Here is a 15628-nt window from a genome sequence, read left to right on the forward strand (position 1 = left end):
CTCAGCGTCGGCGGGCGTAGGCGGCCAGCCGCTCGCTGACCGGGCTGACCCGCGGTCGCGGCGCCCGTCGGAAGTGCTCTGGCTTGTACGCGCGGAGAAGTTCCTCACCGTCGCGGGTCCAGTCGAAACGGGGCTTCTTCAGCAACCGCCGGAACACCACACTGGCCCGCTCGGGATCACGCGCGGCCAGCCGACGCAGCACCAGCGGGTCGACGCTGTCATCCTGCAGGTACGCCATCGTGTGCTCCCGGTAGCGGCGGCGGCGCAGCAGGTCCGGATCCGCGAACACCGCCTCCACCAGACCGAACTCGCCGTAGAAGCCCAACCCGTCGATCTCGTCGTAGATCATCGCCACCGTCTCCGCGTCCACGACATCCGGCGGCAACTCGAACACCGGTGCCTTCTGCTGCACGACCCGCTCGGAAGCCGGCGACGTGGCCGACACCTCCGCACGGCAGAACGCGTGGTAGTCGACCATCCGGTCGGCGACCTGATCACCACTCACCACCACCAGGTCGCTGCCGAAGAATCGCACGAACCGTTCCCGATCCTGACGTTGCAGCTCCCACGCTTGAGCCAGCTTCTCCGGGTTCCGGTACACCGCCTCCGGCGCGCGCAGCGACATCTCCAACGCCATCTGGTACGCGACGTCCCGCTCCTGCGCCCGCCACACGCTCATCGGGCCGCTGATCATCCACTCCTCGCCCACCGCCACCAGCCGAGCGAGCAGGAACGACCGACGCGGTGACCGCCGGAACACCGACGGACCCAGGTTGGAACGCACCCGGTAGGTCAACTCATCCACGAGGCTCACCACGACCAGCGCCGACCCGTCGCGCCCCTGCACCTCGAAGGGCCCCTGCACCACGTCCCGCCACCCGAGCAGCATCTGACGCTCCGGCTCGGACAACTCCGGGTGATCGGCGACGAACTGCCCCACCACCGTCCGGCCGTCAGGTAACCGATGCTCCAGGACGAAGTAGTCCCACAAAATCATCAAGGTGTGCTCGTCGAGCGGAACCCGCTCGTCATGCTGATCCGCCAGCACATCGTCGAACGCCCGCTCATAACGTCGCTGCTGCGAGAACGCCACCAGCTGCTGCTTCAGCTCGCCCGCACGATTCAACAGATCATCATCAACGGTGACCGACACGCGCTGTTCATACCACGACGCGATCCACGCGGGATCCGGCCCTGGCTGGTCCCCGCGTCGCTGGAACTGGGCGGCAAGAACCCACTGCTGGCCCATCCGTCACCTCACCGAGACCACGAATGGGTCCAGCCGACGTACGTGTTCAGCTTGAGGTGAGTCGCTGATCGGGTCTCGATGTCCACTGTGGTTGTGTTGGGTGGCATGATCCTTGGGTGTCCTCCCAGCCGCAGCAGCCTTCGTATGAGGACCTGGTGGGGATGCTTGTTGAGCTGCGGGTCAGGGTTGAGCGGCTCGAGGCGGAGAACGCCGAGTTGCGGCGTCGGTTGGGGTTGAACTCGACGAACTCTTCCAAGCCGCCGTCCTCGGATGGGTTGGGCAAACCGAAACCGCGTTCCGGGAAGGGTTCTGGTCGGCGGGCAGGTAAGGAGCCGGGTTCGCCGGGTTCGACGCTTGCGTTGGTGGCGGACCCGGATCACACGGTGGTGCATCGACCGGACCGGTGTGTGAACCCTGTTTGCGGCGCGGATCTTGGTGGCGGTGTGGAGTACGGGCGTCAGCGGCGGCAGGTGTTCGACCTGCCGGAGCCGAAGCTGGTGGTCACCGAGCATCAGTTCGTGGCGGTGTTGTGCACCTGTGGGCAGGTCAGCCAGGGCGAGGTGCCGGCGGGGGTGACCGGCCGCGCGCAGTACGGGCCGGGTGTGAAGGCCGCGGCGGTGTATGGGCGTGGTGCGCAGTTCCTTTCGTTCGCGCGGGTCGCGGGGCTGCTGGGTGACCTGTGCGGCGCGTCGGTGTCGACCGGTTTCGTGCACGCGGTGGTCACCGAAGCGGCCCGCCGGTTGGGCCCGTTCACCTCCCACCTGGCCGCGTTGCTGCACGTGGAGCGGGTGTTGCACGTTGATGAGACCCCGGCCCGGGTCGATGGCGGGTTCAAGTACGTGCACGTGGCCTGCACCCCGATGCTGACGTCGTTTCACGTCGGCGGCCGCGGCAAGGCCGACATCGACGCCGGTGGGGTACTACCCGGCTTCGACGGCACCATCGTGCGCGACGGCTACGCCGCCTACCAGCATCTGAGCGACGCCGAGCACGCCTGGTGCGGCGCCCACCTGATCCGTGACCTACGCGGCGTCCACGAGCAGGACCCGGCCGGGCAGGCATGGGCGGAGGTAATGGCCGACACGCTGCTGATGGCCAAGACGATGACCGAGCAGGCCGTCGCGGCTGGCCGGGAAGCGTTGACCGACGCGGAGATCAGCCACGTCCGGGCCTGCTACGCCGGCGCGATCGCCTACGGCCGTCAGCAGAACCCACCCGATCGTCAGGGCGAGGTGTCGAAGGCCGGCAAGCTGGTCGAGCGCTTCCACACCCATCGCGGCATGATTCTGCGGTTCGTCGTCGACCTGGCCGTGCCGTTCACGAACAACCAGGCCGAACGTGATCTTCGTCCGGTCAAGCTTCAACAGAAGATCTCCGGCACCTGGCGCACGCTGCAAGGACTCGCCGACTTCGCCGCCGTCCGGTCCTACCTGTCCACCGCCGCGAAACACGGCCAAGACGCCCTCGACGTACTCAAACAGCTGTTCACCACCGGCCCGTGGATCCCCGCTGCTCTCTCAAGCTGAATACGTACGGGCGGCCTACCGCAAACGCCCCGAAAGGCGCTGCGGACCGTAACGGGGTTTCCACGTTCCACACGCGTGAGACCCGGCCGGGTCGGGTGCCCTCTTAACCCCGGAGGCGACGGTATCCACACGACCGTCGATGAGTCCTCGGTCGCCGTCTACCGACTTCCAACGGCCAGCCTCTTTGTCTCCCCAGCACTGCTTATCCGACCCGGAGAGTTGCCGTGACGAGGCATCAACGAGGGTTCACCATATTCACCCTTTCGGCCTTCCCCTCACCTGTAACACCCAGTCGGCATGGGTGCCCTTGGGCTTTTCCCTGAGCTTCGCACCCGGCAATTACTCGCCACGCACGTCAGGGCGGGAACCGGTCTTGGATACTGACCGGGAGCTACGTCTCGGGCATCCCCTCTCGGTCAAGATCGTGTGAGACACCCCGTGTGACTGTGGGGTGATGACCTGAGGGCGGGGATCGGAGATCCTTGTGAGCGTGTCCACTTCATCTGACAAGCAGCCGGCGTCGGCCGGTGACGGGGTCGATCCGGCGCCGAAGCCGTCGCGTCGGGCGTTCAGCCCGGCGTACAAGCTCGCGATGGTCGCCGCGTACGAGAGCGCCCCGAATGGAGAAAAAGGCGCTCTGCTGCGCCGGGAAGGCTTGTATTCGTCGCACATCATCGAATGGACACGGGCTCGTGACGCGGGCCTGCTCGGCAGACCAGGCCGGGAGACCGATTCCGGAACGGCGGGAACGGAACGGCCGAAGAGGAAGAACAGTGAACAACTCGAGCTGGAGAAACTACGCCGGCAGAACGAGAAACTGCAGGCCGATCTGAAGAAAACCCGGATGGCACTAGATATCATGGGAAAAGCACACGCGCTCTTGGCGGAACCGTCCGAGAGCGCGGACGAGCAGATACCGCCGAAGAAGTCCTGACCGCCACGTTCGAACAATTACGAGCCGCTGAGATTGCGGTGCAAAGAGCGTGCACCCTGACCGGGATCTCGCGGGCGACCTACTACCGCAAGGCGAAACCGATCGGGCCGATGCATGGCCCGTGGCTGCCGCGGACCCCGCCACCACAGACGCTCAGCCTGGCCGAGCGGGAACAGGTCCTGGCGGTGCTGAACGCGCCCGGGTATGCGGATCTGGCGATCCCGCAGGTATGGGCGCGGGAGCTCGACGAGGGCCGGTACTGGTGTTCGATGTCCACGATGTATCGGATCGCGCGGGCAGCGGGGCAGAGCCGGGAACGACGCCGGCAGGCCACCCATCCGCCCCGGGTGCGTCCGGAGCTGGTCGCGACCGGCCCGTCGCAGGTGTGGTCCTGGGACATCACCGCGTTATAAGGACCCGTCAAAGGCGTCTGGTTCAAATGCTACGTCATCATTGATATTTACTCCCGGTATGTGACCGGCTGGCTCGTCGCGGCCGCCGAGGACGCGATCGTGGCCCGCGATTTCCTGGCTGAGGCGGTCACCGCCAACGGGATCGAGCCGCACACCATCCACGCCGATCGCGGCGGCGCCATGACCTCGAAACCGGTGTCGGAAATGCTCGTCGACCTCGGTGTCCTGCGCTCGCATTCCCGGCCACGCACGTCAAACGACAACCCGTACTCCGAAGCCCAGTTCAAAACGATGAAGTACATGCCCGACTTCCCCGCCCGGTTCGGATCCCTCACCGACGCCCGCACCTTCTGCGACGCATTCTTCACCGCCTACAATCACGAGCACCGCCACTCCGGGATCGGCTGGCACACGCCCGCGTCGGTGCACTACGGCACCGCCGACCAGATCCGCCGGCACCGCCAGACCACCCTGAACGCCGCCTACACGCAGCACCCTGACCGGTTCACCCGCCGGCCCCGCGCACCCCAGCTCCCCGAGAAAGCCTGGATCAACCAGCCAACAACCGAGGCACAAACCGTCTCAGTTTGACTTGACAAATTCCGATCTACACCCGACCTCCAATCGACGTACTCGCTCAACACGTGCGACCTCGTGTCGCACCTCAACTCGGCACGACCGGATGCCGGCACGATCCACTGGCCGTGACACTCGGTAGCGCGCGGTCGGCGGCAGATCCGCACACTGTCGGTGAGCCAATCGCCGCCCTCAACCGACCTCAGATCGCGGATGTTGTGCGACATCGAGCACCGGATCGATCAGCCGATGTTCAGCAAGAACGTGTTCGCGCACCGGTCGCGGCAATGTGGTCGGTCTGGCGTCAGTCGGCGAGCCCGGCGATGGCTCGCAGCGCCGCGACATGCTTCTCGTACGCCGCTATCCCTTCGCCGGTCAGTGACAGCCAGGTACGCGGTCGCCGGCCGACGCGCCCCTTCTCGACGTGGACGTAGCTCGCCTTCTCCAGCAGTGCCACCTGCTTGGAGAGCATCGCGTCGCTGATCTCCACGCTGTCGCGTACCGCGGCGAACTCAGCGCGCTGAACGCCAGCGAGCGCGGCGACGATCGAGAACCGGACCGCGTGGGTCAGCAGCTCGTCCAGATCGCGGCGCGGATGGGTGAGGCCTCCCGCACACCCGGCGTCGCTGTCGCGTCCGTGGCTCATGCGCGCCGCTCCCGCAACGCTCCGATGAGCATGGGCAGTGCGACTATTGCGCTGGCGGGCAGCCAGTATGTCAAGTCTCCCAATGTCTTGTCGGTGCCTACTGCCAGCGCTACGCCGTAGAAGGCAAAGCTGCCAGCCCAGTACGGGCTGATGCGCTGGCGTGTGCTGGCAAGGTGGGCGAGGCGGCGGCGTTCCCACATTGTCATGGCTACGGCCAGGGCCCCCCACGCCACGAAGACGGCGCTCTTCAACAGCTTCGACTCGGTGAGACCGACGGCAGCCGTGACCAGACCGATGCCGACCCCGAAGACGGTGAGTTTTGTGCTGGCCCAGCGCGCTCGTGCCCGCAGCCGTTGAGACGCGTTGGCGGCGGAGAGTATCGCGTCACGGGCCGCTTCGGGTGTCATCTCGTCATCCATGCATACCACTCTGGCATCTACTTGCCGTATTGGCAAGTAGATGCCGGGTTGGGAAGCTGCGCCAGCTGACACGGTGAGCCGATGCAGGGGCAAGCACTCATTGGCATGACCGAGCATCGGCTCAACCCGGTGGCCGTACCAGTCGGTGACGCGCGGATCGCGGCAGATACGGACGCCGATGGCTGCGGTTTTTTGGCTTTCGAGCTACCGGTCATGGTGTGGACCCCGCAACAGGCCGGTGCGCTCCTCGACCACGCCGAGGCCCGCGTCATCCTGCGCTCCCACCACGCCCGCCGCGCCCAATGGAAGCTCGCCGCCGGCCACACCTGGCCCGACACCGGGCTGCTCTTCGTCCAACCCGACGGGCAACCCTGGTACCCCAACGATGTCACCGATCGCTTCGAAGCACTCGTCCGCGATGCCGACGGCCTACCCCCGATCCGGCTACACGACCTGCGGCACTGCGCCGTCACCTACCTCAAAGCCGCCGGCGCCGACCTCAAAGACATCCGGAAACTCCGGCGCCGAAAACCCTTGACTGCGACCGGGAGAAGCTGGTCTTGGACTCCGGTCGGCAATGCTGAAAGCGCTAGAGGCCTTCTTCGATTTGTCCACGCCAGGCATCATCAACATCGGCATCGAGAAAGGCAGTTCGACACGCTCCGCGACGAGAGGGCAGCGACCGGCGCTGACGGACGACCTGCGGCATCGGTTCGCCCGCCGGCGCGTGCGCTGCCGGCGGGCGAGCCGCTTGGGGCACGGCGGAGTAGTTCAGCCGCGCCGCCATTTCTGGTTGGCGCCGCCGGTACAGTCCCACAGATTCAGGGCCGCCCCGTCGTCGCCGTTCCAAGCCTTGATGTCGACGCACTTGTTGGCCTGCGGGTTCACGAGGTCGCCAGCGGCGCTCAGCACGAATTGCTGTGCCGGGTTGCCGGAGCAGTTGGCGATCTGGATGGCGGCGCCGTTCGCGGTGGACCCCCAGGCCACGTCCATGCATTTGTTGTTGGACGTTTGCAGGGTGCCGTTGACGAAGCTCCAGCGCTGGGCCGGGCTCTGGTTGCAGCTGTACATCTGCAGCTGCTTGCCGTCGGAGAAGTCGCCGCCGGGCACGTCGATGCACTTGTTGTTCCAGTTGCTGATCACCGCGCCGCCACCGCCACCTGAGGTGGTGAGCGTCAGTCCGTATGTGGCGAGGATTTCGTTGACGGGCTGGAACCACATGGTGCCGCCGGAGGAGCAGTTACCGGTGCCGCCCGATGTCACGCCCTGGGCCTGGTTGCCAGAGATCCAGGAACCGCCCGAGTCGCCGGGCTCGGCGCACGCGTTGCTGCGGGACAGGCCGGAAACCACGCCCTGCGCGTACACGATGGTTTCTTCGCGGCCCAGCAGCGTGCCGCAGCGCCAGCCGGTGGTCCGGCCGGAGCGGCAGATCGAGCTGCCCACCGGGGCGTCCTGGGCGCCGGCCACGAGGACATTGCCGCCCGCGTAGTTGTTGACCCACGGCTGCGGCGTCCAACTGGCATTGGTCCGGATCCACGAGTAGTCGTTGCCGGGAAACGACGAACCGGCGAAGGTGCCCTGCGCGACGTTGTTGTAGCCGAGAGTCGGACTGCCGGTGCCGCCGCAGTGGCCTGCGCTGACGAAGCCACCCGAGACCGCGAAGCCGACCGAGCAAAGCGTGTTGCCGTTGATCACGTACTGGTCGCCGCCGCGGATGTCGTACATCGGTCTGGGCGCTTCGGCGCTGGCGACCACGGAGACCGTCCCCGCGCCAGCGTCCCTGGCGAATGCCTTGGCGGCCGCCTGCGCGCCCGGCTTGGCGAGCACGACGAGGCTGTTGGTGGCGACGTCGACGTACCAGCCACGGACCGAGTGGCGCCCGGCCTCGGCGGCGTGCGCGTCGAGCGCCCGGCGCGACCTGGTCAGGTCGGGCCCGCTGCGCTTGACCACCGTGGCGTCCGCGCCCTCGGCCCGCACCTTGGCGGCCGCGGCCGGGTCGGTCACCGCGACCGTGAGCCGGCTGGCGCCGGGCGGGATCCAGGCGCCGGCGAAGGCCGCGCCGAGCTCGCCGCGCAGCCGACGTTCCACCACGCCGGCGGCCGCCTCCGCGCGTAGGCGCGCGGCAACCTGGTCGTCGTCGAGCTTGAGGTCACGGCGCAGCGCCGCGACCATGCCGGGCGCCATGTCGTACGAGGGGGCGGCAGCAGACGTGGTCGGTGCCGGACTTTCGCCAGCGGAGCTGACGAGCGGCGTCGCGCCGACCGCGGCGAGTGCCACCGCGGTGACGGCGAGCGCTTTGGCTGTACGAGCCATCGGATTTCTCTCCCAGATTGACGAAGCCGCTCCCGGGACGAGGAGCGGCGCTGCTGGCCCGTTGATCCACGCCAGCTCAAGAGAGCGCTCTCTTCATTGAATCCTGTCCATCGCTGGCAGTACTGTCAAGGTTCCTTAAAGAACTCCCCGGTCAGCATGCGACGGGCCCAGCCCTGTGCAGTTCATCGGGGTACGTCCGGCACCCGCAAAGGCGCCCCGCAATGAAGAGCTGATGCGCTGGCCGCAGGGCCAGATCAACCAGGGCCGCCGCACCACCGCTCGCCCAGCCCTGCGCCGGATACGGCAGCCTGGTCGTCAGTGACGTGATCGTCGCGGCGACAGCAATCAGGCACGACCGCAACGGGGTCTGTGGATCAAAAGGTGTTTCCGGCTGTTCGTAGCGGAGGTAGTCGGCGCCGGTGTCCGATGCGAGAGTCCGGCCGAAGCCGCCTGGGTAACCATGAGCAGCGGTGCAGGGCTCAGGCAAGGTAAGCCTATGCCCGTTTCAGGTTTATTCCGAGCAGTTGTAGTGGTCGGTAGGGGTTTCGGCTGTTATGGCGTAGGGCTTTGGCGATGGCGGTGGTGCCGGTCAGGCGTAGCAGGCTGATCGCGGTGTTGCGCAGGGTGGCCATGACTCGGGGTGCGTTGCCGGTGCGCAGGCGGCTGGCGTCTTCGGTGTAGGTGGTGTCGCGGATGTGGTGCAGGGTTTCGATGGCCCAGTGCCCGCGGAGCCAGTCGGCCAGGTCAGCGGGGCTGGCTTGTGCGGCGGTCAGGTTGGTGATCGCGTAGACGGTGATGGTGGACCAGCGGCCGGTGGTCAGGTTCAGCCGACGGCGCCGGATCTGCAGCGCTTGCACGGCGTGCGGGAAATCGAGGGCGAGCGCTGCGGTGCAGGTGACTGCTTGCAGGCGGCGGATGTCGTAGCGGCCGTGGCCGCGTGTGCTGGTCTCGTCCTGGACCGGGATCTTCGCCCAGGGCAGGGCTTTGAGCTGCCGGTACAGACACGGCTGGTTGCGCTTGACGGTGAAGACGTACCCGGCCTGCTTCTCCTCGACCAGCCAGCGGGCATGCTCGCGTTGGGTGTGTAACGCGTCGGCGGTGACGACCGTCGCGGTCAGATCGAGCGGGGCCAGCAGCGGCTGGAAACGGGTGAGTTCGTTCGTCTTGCCCGCGACGTCGACCTGGCCGAGGACGGTCCCGGTGTGCTGGTCCAGCACTGCGAGGAGATGCACCTGCCCACCGGCCGGGCCGCTGCCCCGCAGCGTCTTGCCGTCCACGCTGTACGCCCGCCGGCCCGTGTCCGCCTGCGGCCGCGACGCGATGATCCATCGGCCGACGGTGTCGTCCAGGGCATCGGCGTCGACGCCGGCCAGAATCCTGCGGAACGTGGACTCGTCCGGCGCCCGGTACACCCCGGTGAACGGATCCCGCCACACACCCAGGCCTGCCAGCACCGGCTGTGGGGCATCGTCGGCCCACTCCGCGACCGCCGCCGCCGAGCGGGCGCCGGCCAGCACCGCCGCGACCGCGGTCGCCAGGACTCCCGCGAGCGGATGCACCACGCCTCGCGGGTCACGCCGGTCCGGCACCGCCGTCAACGCCTCGACCAGACTCGCCCGCCGCGAGGCGGGCAACGACACTGCGACCTGATCCGCGTGCAGGGCAAGCACACCGATCAGCGATGATGATCCCAACGGGCGCGGTCCTCGATTGATCTTTCTAGCTTCGACACCTGGATGATCATCGAAAGGCCGCGCCCGGCCTCATACCACCATGATCAGGAGTGTCTCCCCGAAACACCCGCAACGGTCATATCGCTACCTTGCCTGAGCCCTGGACACCGGCGATGACCACGAGCACGCTGCCAAGGACCGCGGTAATCGCCGGCAGACCGGGCGCGATCACGGCGACGACCGGGATGGACGCCGAGATCACCACGGCGCCGACGTCGGCGATCCGGTGCGCCCGCCGCGACCGTTTCGAGGCGATCACATACCACCGGTAGGAGGCATCGGCGATGCCGACGGCATACGAATCCTGCTCTGGGACAGCCACCGACGCATTGTCACATCAGGACAACGGACGATCAGCCTCCGAGCGCCCGCCGGACGGCTGCGAGCCGGGGACGTTGATGGCGTCCGCGAGCTTGCCGAACACTTCGACGAAGGTGGCCCGGCCGGCCGCCGCGCGCGGTCGGCGGCAGATGAGTTATACGTTCAAGGCTGCTCGGGCAGGAACGGCGCGAAGTGCTCGGCCACTAGGTCGGCCACGGCTTCGGCGTCCCGTGATCCGTCGACCTCGATGACGCGGACCCCCAATCGGTGCGCGTTGCGGACCGCGTCTGCGGCGATCAACCGATCACGCTCGACGCGGTTGCGTTGAGCGAGTTGCGGGTCGCTGACCTGATGACCGATGGCGCAGGCACGGGGTAGCCGAGCGACCTGGCGTTGCCGGAAATCCTCGGCCGCGACCATGACCACCATCCGGCCGATAGAGCCGGCGACCGGCGCGACCAGTTCTGGGCGTAGCCCCCAGCCCTCAGCAAGGATGGGCCGGCCATCTCCTCTGGCGTTGCTTGGATCCAGACTGCCTCCCAGTCCGGTCCGTTTGGGGACTCGCCGCGACGGACCCGCTGTGCTATCCGCCGATCATCATGGCCGCGAGCGTCGTGGTAGTCGTAGTGGTAATGGGTGAGGCCGTACCGGTCAGCGAGAATGCCAGCGACAGTGGATTTGCCGGCCCACTGGCCGCCGCCGATCCACAGGGCGCGTTGGAGCGTGGTGACGGGGTCCCATCTCATGTGTCACAGCGTGGAGCCACCGCGCTACAAGATCAAGTCTTGTCCTTCGTCCGAGGACCTGATTATCTGAAGATAGGCCGGGCGGCACTTGATGCCAGGTGACGGAAGAGTCGACACCGCGACCCGCCATACCAGCGACATCTGTGAGCGCTGAAACCTGGATGACCTCTCATCGGCAAGTGAGGACATCACCGGCTGACAGCGCGCCCCACGGAGGCTGACGCCTTTGGGTTCGCCGTGCCCTGGGTAGTCGATTAGCGTGGGGTAGCGCCGACGGTGGTAACAGTCCCAGTAGCTGGCAACCCTCTGGCCGGTAAGCGCTACAAACGCCTGGCGTCGGTGGCAAATCACCCGTAAACGGCACCCGTGGGGCTATGTGGAACGACCACTCCGGTGCGAGAACTCGCCGAATGATCAGCAGAATCTCGTCCACGTATTCGCCCACCAACTGCACCGCGAACGGCGCCACCCACGGTTGGATCAAGCCGACCACCGCTCAGCTCCCGAGGTCGAAGTCATCGGCGCCGAGGCCGTCAACGACGCGTACGAGCGGGTCCTCGCCTCGGACGTGCGCTACCGGTTCGTCATCGACATCGACACCCTGCGCTGATCTGTGGCGTTGTCCGCCAGGGTCCGCCGAACGGCGGGCCCTGGCGGAGTCAGGCCGCGGCGACACAACAGGAAGGTACTCGGCGACTGTCGGCACGGTGGGCCGGTTACTGTCGGTGAGGTCGGCGGCGGTAAGGCCGAGATGTTCGAGCATCGCTCGGGAGCTCTCACTGGGTGTGGCTGATCGTCAAGGGCTTCAAACCCTCACCTGACGACGCGGGTTGAGCGATTGTTCGGAATAGGGTGGTGGGTCAACGGGGACCGACCTGGCGCAGGTACCTCGGTACCTGCGCCAGGTTGGTCCGCACCCGGACTACCGGCTCACACGCGCTGGAGGGTGAAGCGCTGGTTGGCACCGCCGCCCGGGGTCCACTGCGAGATGCGGGCGCCGTCGGCGGTCGACGCGTTGAACACGTCCATCGCCAGGCCGCTCTGGCGGTTGACCAGGCTCACCGTGCCGCCGCCCTGGTCCACCACGCGCCACTGCTGGCTCGCGGCGTTGGAATCGGGTTGCTGGCTGATGTCGGCGCTGGTGCTCGAACTCGCGACCTGCAACACCAGGCCGCTGTGCCGCGCCCGAATCCGGTAGTAGCCGCTACCCGAGTCGACGAAGTCGAACTGCTGGTTGAGCCCGCTGGACACCGACCACTGGATCAGCAGCGCGCCGGACGCGGTGGACGCGCCGTTGATGTCCGCGGCCTTGCCGCTGTGCTGGGCCACCAGCCGGTAGTACACGCCGGTCTGCGGACCGCTGCCGCCGCCCGCCGTCTCCACCGGTCGCCGGGACAGCGCCAGGGCCTGGCCGACATCCGGCAGGGGCCGCAGCCGGTAGGTGTAGGAGTAGTCCCGGTTGGCGAACAGCTTGTACTGGTCCAGAGTCTGCGCGCCCCAGCTGTCGTTGCCGCCGACACCCATCTGGCGGTGGTTGAGCCGCAGCACGACCTCCGACCGCCGCGTCAACTGGTAGTCGTGCCGGGCACCGGTCGACAGGTCCTCCGGGGTGTAGTGCGACGCGTTCACCTCCAGCAGCGGTTCGCCGAACGCGAGCAGGCCACGGCCGCTGCCGTTGACCAGCGCTACCCACCGCACGTCGGTCTTGTTGCCGTTCTCCTGCGGCCGGATGTAACCGGTCCACTGCCCCGAGACGGTCGAGGAGTACACACCGACGTCGGACCCGCTGTTGCGGTCCCAGTGGTTCTCCTCCGGCCCACGGCCGTAGTAGCGCACCTGCTCCAGGTCCGCGGGCAGGAACAGGATCGTGCCCACCTCTGGGATGTACGGCAGGCTGGTCGCCCCCGGGTGCAGGGTGTTGTCCACCTTGATCTCCCCGTTGCCGTACACCGTGTACGTCGTGGTGTACGTCGACGTGGTGCTGGTCGGCAGGGTGCCGGTGACCGCGATCCGGACGGCGCGGTCCGACGGCTTGCTGACGGAGAACCCGGTCACTTTCCGGTCCAGGCCGGCACGCCGCCAGGTGCCGTTGCGACTGGGCTGGCCGTTGCCCCGGTCGTTGTCGGTGGGCGCGCGCCAGAAGTTCGGCACCGGGCCGGAGTTGACCAGCCGCACGCCCATCGCGTCGAACGAGCTGATCGTGCCGGTCGCCTTGGCGAAGACGACGGTGAAGTCCGTGCCCGCGACGGTGACGCGGTCACTGGCCTCGGTGACCGTCAACGCCGGCACGTCCGCCATCGGCGTCGGCACGACGGGCGGGCTGGAGAAGTTCACCGGGAGCTGTTGCCGCGCCACCTCGTACCCCGCGTCGGCCCAGGCCGTGGTGGTCGTAAGTGTGAACGACAGTTCGAGGAAGTACTCCTCCCCCGGCGCCGGGGCGGTCGGCCGCTGCACGGGCAGCTGCACGGTCTTGCTCGTCAACGGGGCGATGTCGAGCTGCGCGGCGGTGAGGGCTCCACTTTGGACGACCGTGCCGTCGGCGACCAGCGCCCACCGGCCGGTGAACTCGTTGACGTTGGTGAACAGGTACTCGTTGGTGATCTTGATGACCCCGCTGGTGACGTCCGCGCCCGCCGAGACGTTGACCGCCTGGTAGATCCGCTTGACCTCGGCCGCCTTGCCGGACGGCCGCCGGTCCGCGGTGACGATGCCGTTGGCACAGAAGTTGCCGTCGTTGGGGTTGTCGCCCCAGTCGCCGCCGTACGCGAGGTAGGTCCCGCTGCCGCCCGACGGGATCGGCCGGCGCAGGCCCTGGTCGACGAAGTCCCAGATGTACCCGCCTTGCAGGACCGGATAGCGCCGGACGATGTCCCAGTACTCCTTGAAGTTGCCGGTGGAGTTGCCCATCGAGTGCGCGTACTCGATCATCACGTACGGGCGGGTGTCGGAGGTGTCCCTGCCGCGGCTCTCGACCGTCGACGGGCTCTCGTACATCCGGGACCGGATGTCGCTGACCTCGCGCCGGTTGTCGCCCTCGTACTGGATGATCCGGGTCGGGTCGGCCGAGCGGATCGCGTTGCGCATCGCCACGAAGTTGCTGCCGCCGCCCGCCTCGTTGCCGAGCGACCAGATGACGACCGATGGGTGGTTCTTGTCGCGGTGCACCATCTGGACGGCCCGGTCCACGACGGCCGCGGTCCAGGCCGAGTTGGAGCCGGGGTAGCTGCCCGACACGCCGTGGGTCTCCAGGTTGGCCTCGTCCATGACGTAGAGGCCGTACTCGTCAGCGAGGTCGTACCACACCGCGTTGTTGGGGTAGTGCGAGGTCCGGACGGCGTTGATGTTGAGCCGCTTCATCAGCTTGATGTCGGTGACCATGTCCTCGCGGGTCAACGCCTGCCCGCGGTCGGGGTTCGTCTCGTGCCGGTTGGTGCCGCGCAACGACACGGGCTGACCGTTGATCCGCATCAGGCCGCCCGAGATCGTGAACTCGCGGAAGCCGACCCGTGCCGACGCGGTCTGGGTGACCGCGCCGGACGGGTCGCGCAGTTGCAGCACGGCGGTGTAGAGGTTCGGGTGCTCGGCCGACCAGAGCTTCGGGCCCTGGACGGCCTGGGAACCCTGCGCCGTCGCGTCCTGCCCGACCGGCACCGCGCCCACGTTCACCGGTACCCGCAGGGGCGATGGCCAGACGGCCTGCCGGTTGGCGTCGTAGAGCTGGACCTCCACCGAGTACGTCCCCGACTGCTGCGCGCCGCGGTTGCGCACCGCGACCTTCACCGCCAGGTCGGCGTTGGTGTAGTTGTTCCGCAACGGGGTGGTGAGCGTGAAGTCGCGCAGGTGCACCGCGGGCGCCGAGTACAGGAAGACCGGCCGGAAGATCCCGGACAGCCGGATCATGTCCTGGTCCTCCATCCAGTCCCCGTCCGGGAACCGGTAGACCTCGACCGCGACCAGGTTGGAGCCGGCCCGGACGTAGTCGGTGACGTCGAACTCGGCCGGCGTGTACGAGCCCTCGCGGTACCCGACCTTCGTCCCGTTGACCCACAGGTAGAACCCGGACTTGACGCCCTCGAAGTGCAGGTGGACCCGCCGCCCCTGCCAGGCGGCCGGGAGGTCGAACTGCCGGCGGTACTGGCCGACCGGATTGAACCGCGTCGGCGCGAACGGCGGCTGGGCGTTCTCGTTCTGCCCGTTGGCGCCCCACCAGGGGTAGGTGTAGTTGGTGTAGATCGGGAAGTCGTAGCCGTGCTGCTGCCAGTTGGCGGGCACCGGGATGGTCTGCCAGGCGGTGTCGTTGACGTCGGTGCGGTAGAAGTTCAGGTCACGGTCGGCGGGCTTGGCGACGTGCTTGAACCGCCACGTCCCGGTGAGGTCGAGCCGGTACGGCGACGTGGTGCGGTCGGCGTCCAGCGCCTGCTGGAGGTCGGCGTACGGCATGGAGGTCGAGTGCGGTGGCTCCGAGTTGACCTCGAAGATCCCGATGTTGTTGTTCCACTCCGGGTAACCATTGGGCGGGTCCACCCACGCGGCCGCGACTTCGGGTGCCGCGCCGGGCGCGCCCGACGCGATCCCGCCCGGCAGGGCCACGGCCCCCAGAGCGGCGAGCCCCCCGCCGAGAACGGTACGCCGGCGGATAGATCGTCCTTGGTCCTGCGGGTCGGTCATGAGCGTCTCCCGTGAGTGCGTGGAAGTGTGGTGGCGGCGTTTTCGCGGCGTCGCGTCTACGGGAATACGCCGATCACCGGACCC

At 67.6% G+C, this 15628-nt stretch carries 10 protein-coding genes and 3 pseudogenes; 5 read left to right on the top strand and 8 right to left on the bottom strand.

Features of this window, described 5'->3' with window-relative positions; all coding sequences use genetic code 11:
• Position 1: 1 nt before the first annotated feature.
• Positions 2 to 1126 (bottom strand): hypothetical protein, encoded by a 1125-nt coding sequence (locus tag OG505_RS14190; protein ID WP_405433763.1) that lies wholly within the window; start codon positions 1124 to 1126, stop codon positions 2 to 4.
• A gap of 284 nt (positions 1127 to 1410) precedes the next feature.
• On the opposite strand from OG505_RS14190, the gene tnpC reads away from it, so the two are divergent.
• From tnpC to OG505_RS14210, 4 genes and pseudogenes are all read left to right on the top strand, one after another.
• The gene (gene tnpC, locus OG505_RS14195; protein WP_405434428.1) at positions 1411 to 2775 is read left to right on the top strand and encodes an IS66 family transposase; all 1365 of its coding nucleotides are present in this window, start codon (positions 1411 to 1413) and stop codon (positions 2773 to 2775) included.
• A 490-nt stretch (positions 2776 to 3265) separates the two neighbouring features.
• Entirely contained in the window at positions 3266 to 3709 is a 444-nt protein-coding gene (locus OG505_RS14200; protein WP_405433765.1) for a hypothetical protein, read from the top strand.
• 38 nt (positions 3710 to 3747) lie between these two features.
• Complete coding sequence (locus tag OG505_RS14205; RefSeq protein WP_405433766.1) at positions 3748 to 4122, top strand: hypothetical protein; 375 nt, start codon at positions 3748 to 3750, stop codon at positions 4120 to 4122.
• Positions 4123 to 4143: 21 nt separating this feature from the next.
• Positions 4144 to 4713: pseudogene (locus OG505_RS14210) on the top strand (transposase); the annotation flags it as partial.
• Positions 4714 to 5002: 289 nt separating this feature from the next.
• On the opposite strand, the gene OG505_RS14215 reads toward OG505_RS14210, so the two are convergent.
• The 6 genes and pseudogenes from OG505_RS14215 to OG505_RS14240 form a co-directional block, all read right to left on the bottom strand.
• Positions 5003 to 5344 carry a winged helix-turn-helix domain-containing protein gene (locus OG505_RS14215; RefSeq protein WP_405433767.1) on the bottom strand — a complete coding sequence of 114 codons (342 nt, stop codon included), beginning with the start codon at positions 5342 to 5344 and terminating at the stop codon, positions 5003 to 5005.
• A complete protein-coding gene (locus OG505_RS14220; RefSeq protein ID WP_405433768.1) occupies positions 5341 to 5763 on the bottom strand; it encodes a hypothetical protein in 423 nt (140 codons plus the stop codon). The genes OG505_RS14215 and OG505_RS14220 overlap by 4 nt, the downstream gene beginning before the upstream one ends.
• 771 nt (positions 5764 to 6534) lie before the next feature.
• Positions 6535 to 8076, bottom strand: coding sequence for a ricin-type beta-trefoil lectin domain protein (locus tag OG505_RS14225; RefSeq protein ID WP_405433770.1), 1542 nt, complete (start codon positions 8074 to 8076; stop codon positions 6535 to 6537).
• Positions 8077 to 8717: 641 nt separating this feature from the next.
• A pseudogene (locus OG505_RS14230) lies at positions 8718 to 9746 on the bottom strand (ISAs1 family transposase); the annotation flags it as partial.
• Between the two features lie 139 nt (positions 9747 to 9885).
• On the bottom strand, positions 9886 to 10131 hold the full coding sequence (locus OG505_RS14235) for a hypothetical protein (RefSeq protein ID WP_405433771.1): 246 nt from the start codon (positions 10129 to 10131) through the stop codon (positions 9886 to 9888).
• A gap of 161 nt (positions 10132 to 10292) precedes the next feature.
• Complete coding sequence (locus OG505_RS14240; protein ID WP_405433772.1) at positions 10293 to 10550, bottom strand: hypothetical protein; 258 nt, start codon at positions 10548 to 10550, stop codon at positions 10293 to 10295.
• 810 nt (positions 10551 to 11360) lie between these two features.
• Between OG505_RS14240 and OG505_RS14245 the strand changes: the two are divergent.
• Positions 11361 to 11486: pseudogene (locus OG505_RS14245) on the top strand (alcohol dehydrogenase); the annotation flags it as partial.
• A gap of 320 nt (positions 11487 to 11806) precedes the next feature.
• On the opposite strand, the gene OG505_RS14250 reads toward OG505_RS14245, so the two are convergent.
• Positions 11807 to 15544, bottom strand: a complete 3738-nt coding sequence (locus OG505_RS14250; protein ID WP_405433773.1) for a glycoside hydrolase family 2 TIM barrel-domain containing protein — start codon at positions 15542 to 15544, stop codon at positions 11807 to 11809.
• Between the last annotated feature and the right edge of the window lie 84 nt (positions 15545 to 15628).

It is taken from the genome of Micromonospora sp. NBC_00617 (assembly GCF_045161355.1).
Classification (GTDB): Bacteria; Actinomycetota; Actinomycetes; order Mycobacteriales; family Micromonosporaceae; genus Micromonospora.